Source organism: Duganella kummerowiae (genome assembly GCF_053572355.1).
In genome coordinates, this window is the sequence record NZ_JBKFEH010000009.1 from 174356 (window position 1) to 193495 (window position 19140).

Sequence of the window (19140 nt, forward strand, 5' to 3'; positions counted from 1 at the left end):
GATGCACGCAACGACACTGCCGCAGATGGCAATCACCGCGCTGCTGGTGGCGCTGCTGCCGGCCGCCCTGGTCTGGACCTCGTCCGACACCAACAAGTACCGCAAGCTGGTGTGGGTGAGCGTCTTCCTCACCTTCGACCTGATCGTGTTCGGCGCCTTCACCCGCCTGACCGATTCCGGCCTGGGCTGCCCGGACTGGCCCGGCTGCTACGGCCTGGCCAATCCCTTTCTGGCGCACGAGGAAATCAAGGCCGCCGAAGCCCTGATGCCGACCGGCCCGGTGACCGTGGTGAAAGCCTGGATCGAGATGATACACCGCTACCTGGCCATGGCCATCGGGGTGCTGATCGTGGCCATGATGGCGCAATCGTGGCGCCAGTGGCGCAGGACGCGCGCCCCGGCCTACGCGCCCTGGATGCCCACCGCGCTGTTCCTGTTCGTCTGCCTGCAGGGCGCCTTCGGGGCCTGGACCGTGACCCTCAAGCTGCAGCCGGTGATCGTCACCACCCACCTGCTGCTGGGCATGGGCCTGCTGGCCATGTTGGCCTGGTATGGCGGGCACCAGGACCAGCTGCACGCGCCGGTGCGCACCGTGACGGCCTCGCCGCCGGCCATGCGCAACATCCGCCGCCTGGCCCTGCTGTCGGCCGTGCTGCTGGGCGTGCAGCTGGCCTTGGGCGGCTGGACCAGCACCAACTACGCGACCCTGGCCTGCACCGACTTCCCGCTATGCGGCGGCAAGCTGGTGCCGGAGATGGATTTCGAGCACGGCTTTACCCTGTGGCGCGAGCTGGGCAAGACCGCCGCCGGCCACTACCTGCCATTCTCGGCCCTGACCGCCATCCACTGGGTGCACCGCAACTTCGCCTTCGTGGTGGCCCTGGTGGCCGGCTACACGGCCTGGCGCGCCTGGGGCCACGCCGCCCTGCACAGGACCGCGCGCTATATCGCCCTGACCCTGCTGGCGCAGCTGTGCACAGGCATCGCCACCATCTACCTTAGCTTTCCGCTAACCTTGGCGGTCTTGCATAACGCCGGAGCGGCCCTGCTGGTACTTTTGCTGACCATGTTAAACTATAGGGCTAAATTCCAATTCGAGACCGCGCACAAGGCCGCCACGAGCGCCGTCTACCCGCAGGTCTCCCCACAGCATCGATGACCACTCAAATCGCAACACAAAAGTCCGGCAGCCGGGCCTCGCAGTATTGGGCGTTGACCAAGCCGCGCGTGACCATGCTGGCCGTGTTCTGTGCCGTGATCGGCATGTTCCTGGCCACCGACGGCATGCCGGCAGCCCATACCGTGATCGCCGCCACCATCGGCATCTGGCTGCTGGCGGCCGCCGCCTTCGCCGTCAACTGCCTGGCCGAGCGCGAGATCGACGCGCGCATGGCGCGCACCGCGCGCCGCCCCACCGTGGTGGGCGACATCACCGTGGCCGAGACCGTGGTATTCGCCGGCGTGATCGGCGGCGCCGGCATGTGGGTGCTGTACACCCTGGTCAATCCGCTCACCATGTGGCTGACCTTTGTCACCTTCGTCGGCTACGCCCTGATCTACACCATGATCCTGAAGCCGGCCACGCCGCAGAACATCGTGATCGGCGGCCTGTCGGGCGCCATGCCCCCGGCCCTGGGCTGGGCCGCCGTCGCCAACGACGTGCCCATGCAGGCCTGGCTGCTGGTGCTGATCATCTTCGTGTGGACCCCGCCGCACTTCTGGGCCCTGGCCATGTACCGCCGCGACGATTACGCGCGCTCCGGCCTGCCCATGCTGCCCATCACGCACGGCATGCCCTTCACCCAGCTCAACGTGCTGCTGTATTCGATCGCGCTGGCCGCCACCTGCATCCTGCCCTATGCCGTGCACATGAGCGGCCTGATCTACCTGGCCGCGGCCGTGCTGCTGAACGCCGTGTTCCTGTACTACGCCTGGATGATGTACCGGCACTACACCGACCAGATCGCACGCAAAGCCTTCACCTGGTCTATCATCTACCTGGCGCTGTTGTTCGCGGCGCTGCTGGTGGACCATTACATCCCGCTGTGAGCCTATGAAAACACTACCCGCCCTGGTGCTGGCGGCAGCCGCCTCCGCGCTGCTGCTGGCCGGCTGCGACAAGAGCGCGTCCAAGCCCGGCAGCACGCTGCCGGCCAAGCTGTCGTTCAAGAATGCCGACCTGACCGGCCTCGATTACGCGCGCGACTTCGCCCTGACCGACCACACCGGCAAGCCGCGCACCCTGGCCGACTTCAAGGGCAAGGTGGTGGTGATGTTCTTCGGCTATACGCAGTGCCCGGACGTGTGCCCGACCACCATGGCCGAGATGGCCGCCGTGATGAAGGAACTCGGTCCGCAGGCCGACCAGGTGCAGGTGCTGTTCGTCACGGTCGATCCCGAGCGCGACACGCAGGAGCTGCTGGCGCAATACGTGCCGGCCTTCGACAGCCGCTTCCTCGGCCTGCGCGGCACGCCCGGGCAGCTGGCCAAGGTGGCCAAGGAATTCAAGGTGTATTACGCCAAGGTCGAGGGCAGCTCGCCGAAGAACTACTCGATGGACCATACGGCCGGCAGCTACGTGTTCGACAAGAACGGCAAGATCCGCCTGTTCATCCGCCATGGCCAGGGCCCGCAGCCTATCGTGCACGACCTGCGCCAGCTATTGTCCTGATAAGATGGCGTGCAAGGGGCAGGCGCCGCCTGCCCATCCGAACTGGACTTGCATGCGACAACGCTTTCTTCCCTATACCCGCCTGACGGCCACCGTCTTCCTCGTGGTCGGCTGCCTGGCGGTGCTGCGGCCCTTCCTGGCGGCCATCCTGTTTGCCGTGGCCATCAGCATTTCCAGCTGGCCGCTGTATGTGCGCCTGCTGGAGCGCCTGCGCGGCCGGCGCACGCTGGCGGCGGCCGTGATGAGCAGTGCGCTGACCCTGCTGATCATCTTGCCGTTGGCGCTGGTAACCTGGAACATTGCCGACAGCGCGGCAGACTTCTACGCCAGCGTGCGCGTCAGCCTGGAAAACGGCACACTGGAGCCGCCCGGCTTCCTGCGCGACATCCCGGTGGTGGGCGAAATGATGGACACCTATTTGCGCCGCCTGCTCAGTAGCCGCGAAGAGCTGCTGGCGCTGGCCAAGGCCTGGCTGGAACCGGCGCGCCACTTCCTGATGGGCGGCGGCGTGGTGCTGGGCAGCGGCGTGGCCCAGGTCAGCCTGGCCGTGTTCGTCAGCTTCTTCCTGTACCGCGATGGCCAGGCCATGCTGGCCGCGCTGGCGGTGGGACTGGAGAAATTCATCGGCCCGTCCAGCGTGGCGGTGGCTGACACCGTCAGCCGCACCGTGCGCGGCGTCATGTACGGGCTGCTGGGCACGGCGCTGGCGCAGGCGCTGGTGGCGGCGGTGGGCTTTTTGATCGCCGGCGTGCCGGCCGTGGTGCTGCTGTCGGTGGCCACCTTCATCTTTTCGCTGATTCCGGTGGGGCCGCCCATCATCTGGGGCGGCGCCGTGATCTGGCTGTTCAACGAGGGACGCACCGGCTGGGCCATCTTCATGCTGGTGTGGGGCGTGTTCGTGATCAGCGGAGTGGACAACGTGGTCAAGCCGGTGCTGATCAGCCGCGGCAGCAGCCTGCCCTTCATCCTGGTGCTGCTGGGTGTGCTGGGCGGCGTGATCGCCTTCGGCTTCGTCGGCCTGTTCATCGGCCCGACCCTGCTGGCCGTCGGCCTGGGCCTGCTGCGCAACTGGACGGCGGCCGAACACGTGGACCAGCACCCCGGCCGCAGCGAACAAATCGAACGGGTGGTCGAGCGCAAATAAGCCGCGACGCGGCATGCAGGCGCCGGCAGGCGCGCAGGCGCACGCCTGCGGCGTGCCGCTCAGACCCGCGCCAGGGCCAGCATGCGGGTGTGCGCGGCCTCGATGCGCTGGGCCGAGTCCGACATCTTCTGGTCCAGCATGCCGCACACGGCCTCGGTGCGGGCCTGGGCGTTGACGCCGAACAGGTCGGCCTGGTCCAGCATGTAGACCGCGAAGGTGGTGGCGATGGCCGTCAGCGAGCCGACGATGGCCGCCGTCGCCGGGCCGGCGACCAGGCCCAGGCCGGGCAGGGCGGCCATGTATTTGCCCACCACTTCCTCCAGCGCGATGCCGCCCACCGTCACGCCGGCGCCCACCACGATCTTGGACGCTTCGTGCAGGGCCTGGCGCCGGCTCATGTTCTTCGGCCGGAACAGCAGCAGCTTGAGGGCGCGCAGCAGCGACAGGAAGCCCTCGCGGATGATGCGCACCAGGTTCTTGCCGGTCGTGACAAAGGCGTTGACCAGGGTGGTGACCAGGCTGGACAGCAGCCCCGACAGGAAGCCCTGGCCCAGCGCGGCCAGCGCGGCCTTCCACTTGCCTCCCACGCGGCGGGCGATTTTCCCCAGCCGAACCCGGGCTTCCTTGATCAAGCTCTCTTCGCGCCGGCCCTGGCGGTACAGGTCGCCGATTTCGTCGAACACGGCGGCGAAGAATTCCACCAGCACCGTGCCCAGCGCCTGCTGCACTCCCATTTTCGCGCCTTCCGTGGCGCCTGCAGTGGCGGCGGCGCGGGCGAACTTGGCGCTGCCGTAGTAGGCGCTGTTGATGCGCGCGTCGATCTCGCGCTGCGCCTGGGCTTCCTTGTCGGCCAGGCGCTTGGGATCCACCTTGTCGAGCGCCTCCAGCCTGGCGTATTCCTTGCGTTCCTTGTCGCTCCACTGGGCCTTGCTGGCGGCCAGTTCCGCCATGCGCGCCTTGCGCGCCGGCGCCTGTCCTGCCAGCTTGGCGGAAAACTGGGCCGCGGTGCTGGTCTTCTTGGAATAATTGACGCTGGCGGCCGTGGGTTCCAGGTTGGCGCCGATATTGGCCAGCCCGGGGCCGTCCAGTTCGGCCAGCACCCGGCCGGCATCGTCATGCACATTCTTGGCCGCCACCACGTGGTCCAGCGTGGCCTTGCGCTGCGGGTCGTGCCTGGCGCCGGGCGCGAAGGTCTCGCCGGTATAGCTGTCCTCCAGGGTGCCGGCCTTCTGGCCTGCGCTGACCTTGCGGTTGGCCGCGATGTAGTCCTGGTGCTGGTGGTAGGCGTCGCTGTCGTAGGCCTCGCGCTGCGCGTAGCGCTGGGCTTCGGCCTCGGTGGCGTACACGCCCTGGCGCGCATTGTGGACGGTGTTGACGGCGCCGCCGGTCTTGTCATAGGCGCTCAGCAGCTTGCCGACGCCGAACGGGCCAGCGATGTTCTGCAGTACGGAGGTCTTGAGTTCGGCCATGGTCTGCTGGAACTTGCCGCGCTCGAAGCTGGCTGACAATTCCTCCAGCAGCAGGGCGGCCTCGGCCACGTCCGGCTCGGGCAGGGGGCTGGCGGCGGCGATGCGCGGCGCATCGACATAGCTGCTGTCCTCCTCCATGCGGGCCAGGCGGGCCGCCGAAGCCGGCGAGGGCAGCAGCACCAGGGCCGGCTGGCGCCGCGCGGCGGTGCGCGCCTGCTGGCGGGTCTTGTAGCGTTCCACGCGGGCGGAGACGGGCATGGCGGTTCTCCTTACGCGGCGCGCAGCTGGGTCCAGTCGGCGCGCAGCCCGTGTTCGGCCGCACCGTCCAGCATCACGGCCACCATGCCGACCAGGTCGTCGAACAAGGGCATGGCCTCGGGTGCGATTTTCCTGGCGCGCGCCAGGGCCGACTTCAGGTTGGGCGGGCTGGCCACCAGCTTGTCCATTTTCTTGAGCGCGGCCGCCGGCAGGGCGTCGTGCGCCACGCCGCCCACCAGCTCCTTCAACTGCAGCACGAGATCCTCGCTGGCCTCGCCCTGGTGGGCGATGCACGCCATGCCGACCCCGAACAGGGCCAGGGTCAGGTCGGTGTGGCGGGTTTGCTGGTCCAGCACGGCGCTGGCTTCTTCATACTGGCGCCGCAGCTGCTCCATCTTCAGCGCCGCCTCCGCCTTGGCCCGGGCCTCGCCACGCCGTTCGGCATTGCCGATGGCTTCCGCATCGTCATCGTCCGGCAGCAGGGTACCGGCGCCGCCGCCTACCGCTGCCCCCACGGCGGCGCCCACCGCCGTGACCGTCCCCACAGCACCGAACACGGGCAGCGCCACCACCGCGACCACGCCAGTGGCGGCGCCTGCCAGGATTTTCCATACTTTCACATCGTCCTCCCTCAGTGATTGCTATCGACAGGACAATTCTATTACGATTTACCAAAAAATAATTCCATATGGAAATAAAATTGGTTAAAGTTGCGATAGTGCAACACGTGCCCTATTCGGTTTTGCCTTGCAACCGCGCGATCAAGGCCGCCGCCACGGCATGGTCGGAGAACGGATTCTGGGCCGTGATCAGTTCACGGTCCGCCACCACCTTGGGCTGCCAGGCCGGCGCGTAGCTGGTGTCGCCGCCGGCGCCCTTCATGGCAGCTGCCGGCGAGTAGCGCACCCGGGCGCCGTCCAGCGAGCTTTCGAACACCTGTTCTTCGGGATCGGAGAAGATGGTCATCTTGTAGCCGTCGTAGATCCATTCCCTGGCGGTTGGCGCCTGGCCGGCAATCATGGCGCGCTCGTAGCCGGCCGGATCGGCCTGCGCGGACAGCAGGGCGATGGGGCCGTGGCAGATGGCAGCGGTCGGCTTGCCGGCTTCGTGGAAGTGGCGCAGCAGCCGGCCCACCTGGGGATTGTTGGCCAGGTCGATCAGCGGGCCGTGGCCGCCCGGGATGAAGATGGCCGCATACTGGCCCAGGTCGCTGCCCAGCACCTGCTCCACCGACAGCGTCTTGCCGATATCGGGCAGGCCGTTCACCACGGCCTGGATGCGCTGCATCTCGGCTTCGCTGCCGCCGAAGTACTGCGGCGCGACCGAATTCCGGTCCACGGCCGGGGCATTGCCCTTGGGCGTGACCAGCACCGGCGTGTAGCCGGCCTTGATCAGGGCGTCCGTGGGGACGCCGAATTCGTTCAGGTAGTAGCCGGTCGAATACGTCTTGCCTTCCTTGAGCGGCAGCACGGACTCGCTGGACAGCAGCACCAGCACCTTGCCTTTACCGGCGGCGATGGCGTTGGTGGACAGCAGGGCGGCCACGGCCAGCCCCAGCGTGGCGATCAGTTTCATGGGTATTCCTTTCGTGATGGTCAGGCGGCGCGGCCGCCATCTGGTGAAGGCGAAAGTTTACTGTTGCCTCTCAAGTCGATAAAGTACGGACCAGGGAAAATATTTATTCGAAAAAAGCAAAAATGAGCCGCAAGTTCGAGCACCTGAGCGATGTCGAAGTTTTCATCACCGTGGTGGACAAGGGATCGATGACGGAAGGCGCGGTGGCACTGTCGACCACGGCGTCCGTAGTCAGCCGCGCCATCGCCCGGCTGGAGGCGCGACTGGGCGCGCAGTTGCTGCGCCGTACCACGCGCCGCCTGGGCCTGACCGAGGCCGGGCGCAGCTACGTGGAGCAGGCGCGCGCCGCCTTTGCCCTGATCGCGGGCGCCGAACGTGATATCCAGGGCAGGGGCGAGGGCGACGAGGCCGTCACGGGCCGGGTGCGCATCAGCGCGCCCACCACCTACGGCCACTACCGGCTGATGGGCATGCTGGGCCGCTACCGCCAGCGCTACCCCGGCGTGCAGCTGGAAGTGAGCATCAGTAACCGCAACGTGGACCTGGTGGCGGACGGCTACGACGTGGCCATACGCCTGGGCGCCTTGCGCGACAGCGGCCTGGTGTCGCGCAAGCTGGAGGATGCGTCCCTGACGCTGGTGGCGGCGCCGTCCTACCTGGAGCGGGCCGGCGCGCCCGCCTCGCTGGAACAGTTGGCCGGGCATGCGCTGCTGCCCTTCGTCATGCCCAGCACGGGACGCCTGGGCAGCTGGCTGCTGCGGGTGGAGGGCAAGGTGGTGGAGTGGCGGCCGCAGGGCGGCGCGCGGGTGCTGGACGATGTGCTGGGCTGCGTCTCGCTGGCGGAGGCCGGCGCCGGCATTTGCCAGAGCTATGGTTTCGTGGTGCAGGACCGCTTGCGGCGCGGCCTGCTGGTGGAAGTGCTGCCGGAGCTGTCCGGCGCCACCCGCCCGTTCTCCATGCTGTATGCGCCGCACCGCAACCAGCCGCCGGCGCTGCGCACCCTCATCGATTTCATCACGCAGGAGGCGCGCGCCGCTGCTTAATCCTGTTCGTCGTGCTCGTCCTGCTCCGGCTGTTTGGGGATGACCTTGACCAGCAGGATGCGCGGCCCGTTCATCTTGCGCGCCACGATGTCGAAGCGCTTGAAGCTGACGCGCTGGCCCTGCTTGGGGATGTCGCCCAGCTTGAGCATCAGCAGGCCGCCTACCGATTCCACCTCGTCCGCGCCCAGTTCCTCGTTCTCGATATCGATGCCCAGCTTGCGCTCCAGCGAGAAGATCGGCAGGCTGGCCTTGCCGACCAGGGTGCCGTCCTCCTGTTCCAGCCAGTCGTTTTCGTTGAGGCGGAATTCATCGTGGATCTCGCCCACCATGGCGCCCAGCAGGTTGTCCATGGTCAGGTAGCCGACCGGGCGCTTGCCCTTCTCGCCGATCAGGGCGAAGTGCGGCGCGCCGTCGCGGAAGCGGCGGAACAGTTCCAGCGCCTTGGTGCGCGCCGAATAGGTTTCGACCGGGCGCAGGAAGGGCGTCAGCGAGGTGATGGGCTTGCCCGACTGCTGGGCGAAGAACACATCCTTCAGGTGCACCACGCCCAGCACGTTCTCGCCGCTGGCGTCGTAATAGGGATAGCGGCTGTAGCGGTTGCGCAGCATGGTTTGCAGGTTGTCTTCCAGCGAGCGCTTGGCGTGCAGGGCGATCACTTCGTTAATTGGGCGCATCAGGTCGGCCACCGACAGCTCGCTGAAGTCCAGCGAGTGGGCCAGGATGTTGCGCTCGTCCTTGTCGTACTTTTCGCCGGGCTGGCTGGTGCGCAGGATCAGCTTCAATTCCTCCACCGAGTAGTGCGAATCGTGGCCGCCTTTGCCGGACAGGCCGGCCAGGCCCAGCACCATGTTGGCGCTGGCGTTGAGCACCCAGATGAAGGGATACATGGCCCAGTAGAAGCAGTACAGCGGCAGTGCGCTCCACAGGCCGACCGCTTCCGGCATGCGGATGGCCAGCGACTTGGGCGCCAGCTCGCCCACCACGATGTGCAGGAAGGAGATCACGCTGAAGGCAAAGGCGAAGGCGATGCCGTGGATCAGCTGGGGCGAAGTCACGCCCACCCAGCCCAGCAGCGGCTCCAGCAGGCTGGCAAAGGCCGGCTCGCCTATCCAGCCCAGGCCCAGCGAGGCCAGGGTGATGCCCAGCTGGCAGGCCGACAGGTAGGCGTCCAGCTCGCCGTGCACCGTTGCCAGTATCCGTCCCCGTAGTCCTTGTGTCTTGGCGATGGCGCGTATGCGCGTCTTGCGCAGGGTGACGATGCCGAATTCGGCAGCCACGAAGAAACCATTGAGCGCGACCAGAAGCAGGGCGAGCACGACGAGCAAGGCATTTGTCATATAGGGAGTGGTACGGCGATCCGGTAGTTGAAAACAGTCATCTTAAACGACTCCGCCCCCATGCAGCGCAATTTTTGCCCCCTTCATTCGTGGGAAGCGACCCGGAACGGCCCGCTGTGCACGGCCGACAGGATGGCTTCCACGGCCGGATGCTTGATTTTCCGTTCATTGGAAATGGCGTAGAACTGCTCGTGCAGCTCGTGCGCATCGCCCACCAGCACGGCGCCGAATTGCTCCTGGATATCGTGCGCCAGGGCCGAAGGCGCGAAGAACAAGCCCATGCCGTTGCGCCCAAAGGTGTTGAGCATGGCATTGTCCTCGAACTCGCCCACCACCTCTGGCCGCACGCCGTGCCGCACGAACCAGGCATCGATGCGGCCGCGCAGGGCATTGTTACGGGTGGGAAGCAACAATGGCGCGCCATCCAGGCTGGCCGGAAAGTTGCGCCGGTACTTGCGCGCCAGCTTGGGCACGCCGAACAGCTGCATGCCGCTTTCGTTGAGCAAGTGGCTGAACACGCGCAGGCCGCCGCTGGCGCGCACGGCGCGGTCGGTCAGCACCACGTCCAGCTTGTTCAGGGCCAGGTCGGCCAGCAGCGACTCGTAGTCGTTCTCCATGCACACCAGCTTGACCTTCATGCTTTGCGTGACCTGCAGCAGCCGGTAGGCGATCAGCTTGGGCATGGAGTCCGAGATGCCGACTGCCAGGCGCATCCTGCCCGCTTCGCTTTCGTCGAGGGCGTCCAGCAGCTGGTCGCCCAGCAGGAAGATCTGGTCGCAATAGCTGAGCGCCAATCGGCCCGCCTCGGTAGGCACCAGGCGCCGTCCCTGCGGCTCCAGCAACGATTTGCCGACCTGCTGGTCCAACAAGGCAAGCTGGGTGCTGACCGTCTGCACGGCCAGTCCCATGCGCTCGGCGGCGCGCGTCACGCCGCCTTCCCTGGCCACCATCCAGAAGAAATACAAGTGGCGGTAGTTCAATCCCGTAGTTTTCATATCTTCTGTTTTTACGAAGTAATGCTTCCATTATCTTCTATTTTTTAGTGAGCGGTGTTTGACTACACTGCTACCCATCAAATAATTCAATGGGGATCAACATGAAGCACTTCAGGGTGTCATTCATCGTCACCTTCTTCTGCCTGCTGGGTGCGGGCTGGTGGGGTTACGAACATACCGGCTGGCCGGGTGCGCTGTCGGCGCTGGGTATCGCCCTCATCCTGGGCGTCATGGAAGTATCGCTGTCGTTCGACAACGCGGTGGTGAACGCGTCCGTGCTCAAGACCTGGGATGAGTTCTGGCAAAAGCTGTTCCTGGGCGTGGGCATCATCATCGCCGTGTTCGGCATGCGCCTGCTGTTCCCGCTGGTGATCGTGGCGGTCGCGGCCGACCTCAGCATGTGGGACGTGTGGCAGCTGGCGCTGAACGACCCGAAAGCGTATTCCACCCATCTGACCAACCACCACGCGGAAGTGGCGGCCTTCGGCGGCATGTTCCTGCTGCTGGTGTTCCTCAACTTCCTGCTCGACCACGAGAAGGAAACCCACTGGCTGGGCCATGTCGAGAAGAAGCTGGGCTCGCTGGGCAAGATTTCCTCGATCTCCGTGATCATCGCGCTGGGCGTGCTGCTGGCCAGCCTGGGCCTGGTGCAGGAAGCGCAGAAGTTCGTGGTGCTGGTGTCCGGCCTGTGGGGCGTGCTGGTCTACATCGGCGTGGATGCCATCAGCAACTTCCTGGAGAAGGAAGAAGAGGGCAGCAATGTGGGCGACATGGTCAAGCGCGGCGGTATCGGCGGCTTCCTGTACCTGGAAGTGCTGGATGCATCGTTCAGCTTCGACGGTGTGATCGGCGCCTTCGCCATCACCACCGACGTCGTGATCATCATGCTGGGCCTGGCCATAGGCGCCATGTTCGTGCGCTCGATGACGGTCTACCTGGTGCACAAGGGCACGCTGGACCAGTACGTGTACCTGGAGCACGGCGCCCATTACGCCATCGGCATCCTGGCCTTCATCATGCTGGCGAGTATGAAGTACCACATCCCGGAGATCTTCACCGGCCTGGTCGGCGTGGCCTTCATCCTGGCCTCGGTGTGGTCTTCGGTGCAGTACCGCAGGCGGCAGGCGGCCATCGCAGCCTGACGAATTTTGGGATGCGAGGACACCATCCCGCTGCCTCCGCAGCAAAACGTGTCCGGTCAACCTACATAGGAGTAAGCATCATGGCAATCAGTCTGCAAAAAGGCGGCAACGTCAACCTGAGCAAGGAAGCCCCGGGCCTGTCGAAAGTCGTGCTCGGCCTGGGCTGGGATGTGCGCAGCACCGATGGCAGCGCGTTCGACCTGGACAGCTCGGCCTTCCTGTTGAAGGCCGACGGCAAGGTCCGCGCCGACGCCGACTTCATCTTCTACAACAACCTGAAATCGTCGGATGGCGCCGTGGTCCACGCGGGCGACAACCGCACCGGCGCCGGCGACGGCGACGATGAGACCATCACCATCGACCTGACCCTGGTGCCGGCCAACATCGAGCGCATCGCGGTGGCCGTGACCATCCACGACGGCGAGGCGCGCCGCCAGAACTTCGGCCAGGTGCAGAAAGCCTTTATCCGCGCCATCAACGCCAACGGCGGCGTGGAGATCGCCCGCTACGACCTGTCCGAGGACAGCTCGTCCGAGACCGCGATGATCTTCGGGGAGATCTACCGCAACGGCGCCGACTGGAAGTTCAAGGCCGTCGGCCAGGGCTACAAGGGCGGCCTCGGACCCCTGGCTTCGTCGTTCGGCGTCAGCGTATAAGGAAAGCCACTGCCATGCCCAAATTTACGGTCACCGGGGATGTCGATCCCTTCCTGCACGTTTCGCTCGCGCAGGGTGAAAAAATCTACTGCGAATCCGATGCGATGGTGATGATGGAAGCGGCCCTGGATCTCAGGGGCCGTGTCACCGGCGGCATCGGGGCGGCCATCATGCGCCGCTTCGCCAACGGCGAATCGTTCTTCCAGCAGCACATCGAGGCGGTGCGCGGCGGCGGCGATTGCCTGCTGTCGCCCACGCTGCCGGGCGCCATGCAGGTGGTCGACGTGGGGCCGCGCCAGTACATGCTGAGCGACGGCGCCTTCGTGGCCGCCAGCGAGAGCGTGTCGCTCAATGTGCGCACCCAGAGCCTGGGCAACGCCCTGTTCGCGCAGAGCGGCGGCTTCTTCATCACCGAGACCGGCGGCAGCGGCCAGGTGGTGGTGTCCGGCTTCGGCTCCATGTCGCAGCTGGAAGTCACGCCCGGCAACGACATCGTGATCGACAACTCGCACGTGGTGTGCTGGGACAGCGCGCTGCGCTACGAGATCTCGGTCACCACCGGCGGCAACGGCGGCTTCCTCAGCAACCTGGTGAACAGCCAGACCAGCGGTGAAGGCATGGTGCTGCGTTTTTCGGGCAGCGGCAAGGTGCTGGTGTGTTCGCGCAACCGCGAGGCCTTCCTGGCCTGGACCCAGCGCCGCGCCCAATAACTTTTTAGGAGCAGGAAAGGAGTACCGCAATGTCAGTCAATCTGCAGAAGGGCCAGAAGATTTCTCTGGAAAAGGAAGCCGGCGGCGCGCTGGGCAAGGTCACCATGGGCCTGGGCTGGGACGCCATCAAGAGCAAGGGCTTCTTCGGCTTCGGCGCCAAGACCGAAGCGGTGGACCTGGACGCCTCGTGCGTGCTGTTCAATGAATCGGGCGCGCCGCTGGACGTGATCTGGTTCCGCCAGCTCAAGAGCCGCGACGGCTCCATCGTCCACAGCGGCGACAACCGCACCGGCGCCGGCGATGGCGACGACGAGCAGATCCACGTCGACCTGAACCAGGTGCCGGCCAATGTGAAAAGCCTGGTGTTCACGGTGAACAGCTTCACCGGCCAGAATTTCTCGCAAGTGGAAAACGCCTATTGCCGCCTGGTCGACGCCAGCAACGGCAAGGAAGTGGCGCGCTTCAACCTGTCGGTGCAGGGCCCGCACTCGGCCCAGATCATGGCCAAGGTGTACCGTCACAATGGCGAGTGGAAGATGCACGCGATCGGCGAAAACGGCAACGGCCGCACCTTCGACGACCTGCTGCCGCAGATCGCCACCCACCTGTAACAGCTGTAGCGTCTCCGTAGTCTCGTAGTCCAGGGTCTCCTCGACCCGCCTTTGGCAGCGCCTCCCTTGCGGGAGCGCTGCTTTTTTTATGCTTTCTGGATGAATGAGCGTGTCCCTCCTGCGTAGCGCGGCGGAGGCGCGTATAATGTTTCCATGGAAAAACTCAAAGACATGTCGCTGATCGTCAGCCAGGCCGCGCGCGGCGAACTGGTTTTTCCCACCAGCGTGAACGCCGCCCTCAACCTGCAGATGGCCCTGGCCGATCCCGACACAGAGATCGAGGAGGTGATACGCAAGGTGCTGGCCGAGCCGGTGCTGGCCGCCCGTACCGTGGCGCTGGCCAATTCGGCCGTCTTCAACCGCAGCGGCACGCCCATCACCGGAGTGCGCGCCGCCGTCATGCGGGTCGGCTACCGCAACCTGTACACGATGGCGGCCGCCATGGTGGTGCGGCAGTTCGGCGCCCGCATCCGCGACCCGCAGCTGCGCGCCCAGGCCGAGCAGCTGTGGCGCCACACCGCCCACACGGCGGCCCTGGCCCACCTGGTGGGGCGCCACATCACGGCCTGCGATCCCGACACCGCCCTGTTTGCCGGCATCGTGCACGAGGCCAGCGGCCTGTTCCTGCTGTCGCGCGCCGATGACATGCCCGGCCTGCTGGACGAGCTGGATGGCTGGATGGGCGCGGCCCAGGAAATCGTCTGCCGCGAAGTGATGAAGAAGCTGGCCGTGCCGGAACCGGTGGCCCAGGCCATCTGCTCGCTGCGCGGCGCCAGCCTGACGCCACCGCCCCTGGGCTTGCGCGACACCCTGCTGATCGCCAAGCGCCTGGCGCCGGTGCGCTCGCCGCTGGAGCCGGCGCGCGACCCCGAAGCCATGGACACGCTGGGCCGCTTCGTCAATGACGACGCCGCCCTGGCCAGGGTGCTGCGCGAGTCGTCCACCGACGCCGCCTCCATGAGCGCGGCTCTGCTCGTGTGAATACTGCCCCGGTGTTGTCATACAACCGCAGGAAACAATCATGTCGCTGATATAATGGGCGTAGCCCACTTAACATTTCAGCCATGAATCAGCCCGCCGCCGCCGTTTCCACCGCCCCGTCCACCGTTCCCGCGCCCAGGAAGAAGCACCGCAACCTGGCGCAAGGCGTGGTCGAGGCCGTTACCGCCGCCATCCAGGCCGGCACCCTGAAGCCGGGCGAAAAACTGCCGACCGAATCGGTCATCATGGAAATGCACGGCGTCAGCCGCACCGTGGTGCGCGAGGCCATCTCGCACCTGCAGGCCGCCGGCCTGGTGCAGACCCGCCACGGCATCGGCACCTTCGTGCTGGAGCCGCAGCCGGCCAACCTGCGCATCAATGCCGACGCCATCCGCACCATAGGCGATGTGCTGTCTGTCCTGGAGCTGCGCATCAGCCTGGAGACGGAAGCGGCCTGGCTGGCCGCCACCCGCCGTAGCGAGCAGCAGGTCGAGGAAATGGGCGCCGTGCTGCGCCGCATCGTCGCCTCGCAGGGGCAGCCCGGCGCGGTGGAGTCGGACGTAGCCTTCCACCTGATGGTCGCACAGGCCACCGGCAACCGCTATTTCGTCGACATCCTGACCGACCTGGGCAACACCATCATCCCGCGCGCCCGCGTCAATTCGGCCCAGCTGGCCCATGACGACCCGGTCGCCTACCAGGAGCGCGTCAACCGCGAACACGAGGATATCTACCACGCCATCCTGCGCCAGGATGCGGAAGCGGCGCGCGCCGCCATGCGCACCCATTTGTCCAACAGCCGCGAGCGCCTGCGCCGCGCCCAGGAGGTCATCGCCGTCAGCGGCAACGCCTGAGTTCGGCCACAAATGTGGGGCGCCAGCCCCGTATGCATGAAATAGCTTGATCCCGGATGATTTAGGTTGTACGATGTCATACAACAGGTGGCGAATACCACCCATTCCTTTCAACAGCAGTAGTGTCCGTTCAAAACTTGGAGACCAGTATGCAACCGAATGAGCTGAAAAAAATCCTTTCTTCCGGCCTGTTGTCCTTCCCCATCACCGACTTCGACGCCCAGGGCAACTTCCGCAAGGACACCTATGTCAAGCGCCTGGAATGGCTGGCTCCGTACGGCGCCTCGGCCCTGTTCGCCGCTGGCGGCACCGGCGAGTTCTTCTCGCTGACCCCGCAGGAATACCCTGAAATCATCAAGACCGCGGTCGACACCTGCGCCGGCCAGGTGCCCATCCTGGCAGGCGTGGGCGGCCCGACCCGCGTGGCCGCCGCCTATGCCCAGGAAGCCGAGAAAGCCGGCGCCCAGGGCCTGCTGCTGCTGCCGCACTACCTGACCGAAGCCAGCCAGGACGGCCTGATCGAACACGTCGCCGAGGTCTGCAAGGCCACCAAGCTGGGTGTGGTGGTGTACAACCGCGCCAACTGCCGCCTGAGCCCGACCTCGCTGGCCATCCTGGCCGACCGCTGCCCGAACCTGATCGGCTTCAAGGACGGTATCGGCGACATCGAACTGATGGTCTCGATCTGGCGCAAGCTGGGCGACCGCTTCAGCTACCTGGGCGGCCTGCCCACCGCCGAAGTGTACGCCGCCGCCTACAAGGCCCTGGGTACTCCGGTATACTCGTCCGCGGTGTTCAACTTCGTGCCGAAACTGGCGATGGACTTCTACCACGCCGTGGCCGCCGACGACCACGCCACCCAGAATCGCCTGATCGACGAGTTCTTCCTGCCGTACCTGGAGATCCGCAATCGCAAGGCCGGCTACGCCGTCAGTATCGTGAAAGCCGGCGCCAAGCTGGCCGGCTATGACGCCGGCCCGGTGCGCGCACCGCTGACCGACCTGACTCCGGAAGAAATGGAGATGCTCGGCGCGCTGATGCGCAAGCAAGGCGCGCAGTAATCGGACGCCTGGGCCGTACCAGTTTTAATGCATCACCGTAGCGCCCGACGGCCTGCGTAATGAAACGACCGCTCCCTCGACGCTGCAAGGCGCTGACGGCGCGGTCGTTTCGTCGCTGGTGCGGGACATCGACAGCACAACCATCAGATAGGAGCACGCTATGCAAATCACCGGCGAAATGATCATCGGCCGCACCACCGTCCTGGGCAAGGAAGGCTCGCAAAAAGCCATCAACCCGGCCCTGAACGCTGAAATCGAACCCAGCTTCGGCCTGGCCAGCAACGCCGAACTGCAACGCGCCACCGAACTGGCCGAAGCGGCCTTTGACGTGTACCGCAACACCGGCCTGGAACAGCGCGCCCGCTTCCTGGAAACCATCGCCGACCGCATCATGGACCTGGGGCCGGCCCTGATTGAACGCGCCATGGCTGAATCCGGCCTGCCGCAAGCCCGCCTGGAAGGCGAGCGCGGCCGCACCTGCAACCAGCTGCGCCTGTTCGCCAAGGTCGTGCGCGACGGCCGCTGGCAGAGCGCCACCCTGGACTCGGCCCTGCCGGAACGCACCCCGCCGCGTGCCGACCTGCGCCTGCGCAAGATCGGCCTGGGCCCGGTGGCCGTGTTCGGCGCCTCCAACTTCCCGCTGGCCTTCTCGGTGGCCGGCGGCGACACCGCCTCGGCCCTGGCCGCCGGCTGCCCCGTCATCGTCAAGGCCCACTCGGCCCACCTGGGCACCTCGGAACTGGTGGGACGCGCCGTGCAGAAAGCCGCCATCGAGTGCGACATGCCGGAAGGCGTGTTCTCCATGCTGATCGGCAGCGGCCAGACCATAGGCCAGAACCTGGTCAGCAGCCCGGTCATCAAGGCCGTGGGCTTCACCGGCTCGCGCGCCGGCGGCCTGGCCCTGGTCAAGACCGCCAACGAGCGTCCGGAACCGATCCCGGTCTACGCCGAAATGAGCAGTATCAACCCCGTGTTCCTGCTGCCGGGCGCGCTGGCCAATGAAAAACTGCCGCAAGGCTTCGCCGACTCGCTGACCATGGGCGCCGGCCAGTTCTGCACCAACCCCGGCATGCTGGTCGGTATCGACAGCCCGGCCCTGCAAGCCTTCGTGGACGGCGCCGTCGCCGCCCTGCAGGCCAAGGGCGCCTCCACCATGCTGACCCCGGGCATCCACAAGGCCTATGTGTCGGGCGTGACCACCCTGTCGAAAATCGAGGGCGTGACCCAGCTGGCGGCCGGCATCGCCCCCAGCACCCCGTGCGCGGCCCAGGCCTTCCTGTACAAGGTGGACGCCAAGACCTTCCTGGCCAATCCGGCCCTGGAAGCGGAAATCTTCGGCCCCAGCTCGCTGCTGGTAGTGTGCCAGGACGAAGCCGAGGTGCTGGCCGTGGCCAAGCACGTCGAAGGCCAGCTGACCGCCACCGTGCACGCCACCGAAGGCGACCGCGCCTTGGCCGCCAAGCTGCTGCCGGTGCTGGAGCGTAAAGTGGGCCGTATCCTGTTCAACGGCTTCCCGACCGGCGTCGAAGTGTCGCACGCCATGGTGCACGGCGGCCCGTTCCCGTCCACCTCGGACAGCCGCTCCACCTCGGTGGGCGCCTCGGCCATCGACCGCTTCCTGCGCCCGGTGTGCTACCAGGACGTGCCGTCCTACCTGCTGCCGACTTCCCTGGCCGATGGCAATCCGGAGAAGATCGCACGCGTGGTCAACGGCGAACTGGTGCAAGGCTGATGCAGCGCGTCGAAGGCGTCAGCTGCACCACGGGCGAAAGCCCGGTGTGGAGCGCCGCCGAGCAGGCCTGGTACTGGGTCGACATCCCCGCCAAGCGGGTATGGCGCCTGGACCACGCCAGCGGCAAGGCACGCCACTGGACCGTTGACGAGATGGTTGCCTGCGTGGCCCCCAAGCGCAGCGGCGGCCTGGTGGCGGGCATGGAAACCGGCTTGTTCAGCCTGGAGCTGGGCGAATGGGAAGGCGCGGTGCAGCGCAAGCTGGCCACGCCGGCCGAAGGGCTGGGCACGGGCTACCGTTTCAATGACGGCCGCTGCGACCGCCAAGGCCGCTTCGTGGCCGGCACCATGTTCATGGACATGTCGGCCGTGCGCGCCGAGGGCCGCTTGTTCATCTACGACCCGGTCCAGGGCCTGCGCGGCCCCTTCGTGTCGGACCTGGTGACGCAGAACGGCACCGCGTTCTCGCCGGACGGCCGCATCATGTACCTGTCGGACTCCCATCCGCAGCGCCGCATGGTGTGGGCCTTCGACTACGACACCGAGACCGGCACGCCGTCCAACCGGCGCGTGTTTGCCGACCTGGGCGCGCAAGTCGGGCGCCCGGACGGCGCGGCGGTGGACGCCGACGGCTGCTACTGGGTGGCCGGCAACGACGGCGGCTGCCTGCTGCGGTTCACGCCGGAAGGCAAGCTGGACCGCCGTATCGATGTGCCCATGCTGAAACCGTCGATGCTGGCCTTCGGCGGCCCGGACCTGGACACGCTGCTGGTCACCTCCATCGTTTCCGGCAAGCCGGAAGACGCGGAGTGGGGCGGTTCCGTGATCACGCTCAACCCGGGCGTGAAGGGCGTGGCGGACGTTCCGTTCGCCGGCTAAAGAAAAGGCGGGCGCCCGCGCGT

Annotated in this window: 19 protein-coding genes; 14 read left to right on the forward strand and 5 right to left on the reverse strand. The window is 66.3% G+C overall.

Going from position 1 to position 19140, the window contains the following annotated elements:
• Window position 1: 1 nt before the first annotated feature.
• Genes ACLB1G_RS11960 through ACLB1G_RS11975 form a run of 4 tightly spaced genes read left to right on the forward strand, consistent with a single transcriptional unit; the run spans window position 2 to window position 3815 of the window.
• On the forward strand, window positions 2-1159 hold the full coding sequence (locus tag ACLB1G_RS11960; protein ID WP_491627430.1) for a COX15/CtaA family protein: 1158 nt from the start codon (window positions 2-4) through the stop codon (window positions 1157-1159).
• Window positions 1156-2049 carry a heme o synthase gene (gene cyoE, locus ACLB1G_RS11965; RefSeq protein ID WP_491627431.1) on the forward strand — a complete coding sequence of 298 codons (894 nt, stop codon included), beginning with the start codon at window positions 1156-1158 and terminating at the stop codon, window positions 2047-2049. The genes ACLB1G_RS11960 and cyoE overlap by 4 nt, the downstream gene beginning before the upstream one ends.
• A gap of 4 nt (window positions 2050-2053) precedes the next feature.
• Window positions 2054-2671: an SCO family protein gene (locus ACLB1G_RS11970; protein ID WP_491627432.1), complete on the forward strand. Its 618-nt coding sequence runs from the start codon at window positions 2054-2056 to the stop codon at window positions 2669-2671.
• A 52-nt stretch (window positions 2672-2723) separates the two neighbouring features.
• A complete protein-coding gene (locus ACLB1G_RS11975; protein WP_491627433.1) occupies window positions 2724-3815 on the forward strand; it encodes an AI-2E family transporter in 1092 nt (363 codons plus the stop codon).
• 59 nt (window positions 3816-3874) lie between these two features.
• Here the strand turns inward: ACLB1G_RS11975 and ACLB1G_RS11980 are convergent, their stop codons facing one another.
• The 3 genes from ACLB1G_RS11980 to ACLB1G_RS11990 all read right to left on the reverse strand — a co-directional run bounded on the left by ACLB1G_RS11980 (window position 3875) and on the right by ACLB1G_RS11990 (window position 7117).
• Window positions 3875-5542: a hypothetical protein gene (locus ACLB1G_RS11980; RefSeq protein ID WP_491627434.1), complete on the reverse strand. Its 1668-nt coding sequence runs from the start codon at window positions 5540-5542 to the stop codon at window positions 3875-3877.
• 11 nt (window positions 5543-5553) lie between these two features.
• A complete protein-coding gene (locus ACLB1G_RS11985) occupies window positions 5554-6162 on the reverse strand; it encodes a hypothetical protein (RefSeq protein WP_491627435.1) in 609 nt (202 codons plus the stop codon).
• A gap of 112 nt (window positions 6163-6274) precedes the next feature.
• Window positions 6275-7117 carry a type 1 glutamine amidotransferase domain-containing protein gene (locus tag ACLB1G_RS11990; RefSeq protein ID WP_491627436.1) on the reverse strand — a complete coding sequence of 281 codons (843 nt, stop codon included), beginning with the start codon at window positions 7115-7117 and terminating at the stop codon, window positions 6275-6277.
• A 122-nt stretch (window positions 7118-7239) separates the two neighbouring features.
• Between ACLB1G_RS11990 and ACLB1G_RS11995 the strand changes: the two genes are divergently transcribed.
• Complete coding sequence (locus ACLB1G_RS11995; protein WP_491627437.1) at window positions 7240-8160, forward strand: LysR family transcriptional regulator; 921 nt, start codon at window positions 7240-7242, stop codon at window positions 8158-8160.
• On the opposite strand, the gene ACLB1G_RS12000 is transcribed toward ACLB1G_RS11995, so the two are convergent.
• Both ACLB1G_RS12000 and nhaR read right to left on the reverse strand, forming a co-directional pair.
• On the reverse strand, window positions 8157-9497 hold the full coding sequence (locus tag ACLB1G_RS12000) for a hemolysin family protein (RefSeq protein ID WP_491627438.1): 1341 nt from the start codon (window positions 9495-9497) through the stop codon (window positions 8157-8159). The two genes, ACLB1G_RS11995 and ACLB1G_RS12000, sit on opposite strands and share 4 nt — an antisense overlap.
• A gap of 83 nt (window positions 9498-9580) precedes the next feature.
• The gene (gene nhaR, locus ACLB1G_RS12005; protein WP_491627439.1) at window positions 9581-10492 is read right to left on the reverse strand and encodes a transcriptional activator NhaR; all 912 of its coding nucleotides are present in this window, start codon (window positions 10490-10492) and stop codon (window positions 9581-9583) included.
• Window positions 10493-10593: 101 nt separating this feature from the next.
• Here nhaR and ACLB1G_RS12010 point away from each other — a divergent pair, with 101 nt between their 5' ends.
• The 9 genes from ACLB1G_RS12010 (at window position 10594) to ACLB1G_RS12050 (ending at window position 19117) form a co-directional block, all read left to right on the forward strand.
• Window positions 10594-11634, forward strand: a complete 1041-nt coding sequence (locus ACLB1G_RS12010; protein WP_491627440.1) for a DUF475 domain-containing protein — start codon at window positions 10594-10596, stop codon at window positions 11632-11634.
• Window positions 11635-11714: 80 nt separating this feature from the next.
• Window positions 11715-12290 (forward strand): TerD family protein, encoded by a 576-nt coding sequence (locus ACLB1G_RS12015; protein WP_491627441.1) that lies wholly within the window; start codon window positions 11715-11717, stop codon window positions 12288-12290.
• 14 nt (window positions 12291-12304) lie between these two features.
• Window positions 12305-13000, forward strand: a complete 696-nt coding sequence (locus ACLB1G_RS12020) for a TIGR00266 family protein (RefSeq protein ID WP_491627442.1) — start codon at window positions 12305-12307, stop codon at window positions 12998-13000.
• Between the two features lie 29 nt (window positions 13001-13029).
• A complete protein-coding gene (locus ACLB1G_RS12025; protein ID WP_491627443.1) occupies window positions 13030-13611 on the forward strand; it encodes a TerD family protein in 582 nt (193 codons plus the stop codon).
• Between the two features lie 153 nt (window positions 13612-13764).
• The gene (locus ACLB1G_RS12030) at window positions 13765-14592 is read left to right on the forward strand and encodes an HDOD domain-containing protein (protein ID WP_491627444.1); all 828 of its coding nucleotides are present in this window, start codon (window positions 13765-13767) and stop codon (window positions 14590-14592) included.
• 83 nt (window positions 14593-14675) lie between these two features.
• Window positions 14676-15446 (forward strand): FadR/GntR family transcriptional regulator, encoded by a 771-nt coding sequence (locus tag ACLB1G_RS12035; RefSeq protein ID WP_491627445.1) that lies wholly within the window; start codon window positions 14676-14678, stop codon window positions 15444-15446.
• A 149-nt stretch (window positions 15447-15595) separates the two neighbouring features.
• Complete coding sequence (gene kdgD, locus ACLB1G_RS12040) at window positions 15596-16507, forward strand: 5-dehydro-4-deoxyglucarate dehydratase (protein WP_491627446.1); 912 nt, start codon at window positions 15596-15598, stop codon at window positions 16505-16507.
• Between the two features lie 160 nt (window positions 16508-16667).
• Window positions 16668-18239, forward strand: a complete 1572-nt coding sequence (locus tag ACLB1G_RS12045) for an aldehyde dehydrogenase (NADP(+)) (RefSeq protein WP_491627447.1) — start codon at window positions 16668-16670, stop codon at window positions 18237-18239.
• A complete protein-coding gene (locus ACLB1G_RS12050; protein WP_491627448.1) occupies window positions 18239-19117 on the forward strand; it encodes an SMP-30/gluconolactonase/LRE family protein in 879 nt (292 codons plus the stop codon). Before ACLB1G_RS12045 ends, ACLB1G_RS12050 begins: the two co-directional genes overlap by 1 nt.
• Window positions 19118-19140 lie beyond the last annotated feature (23 nt).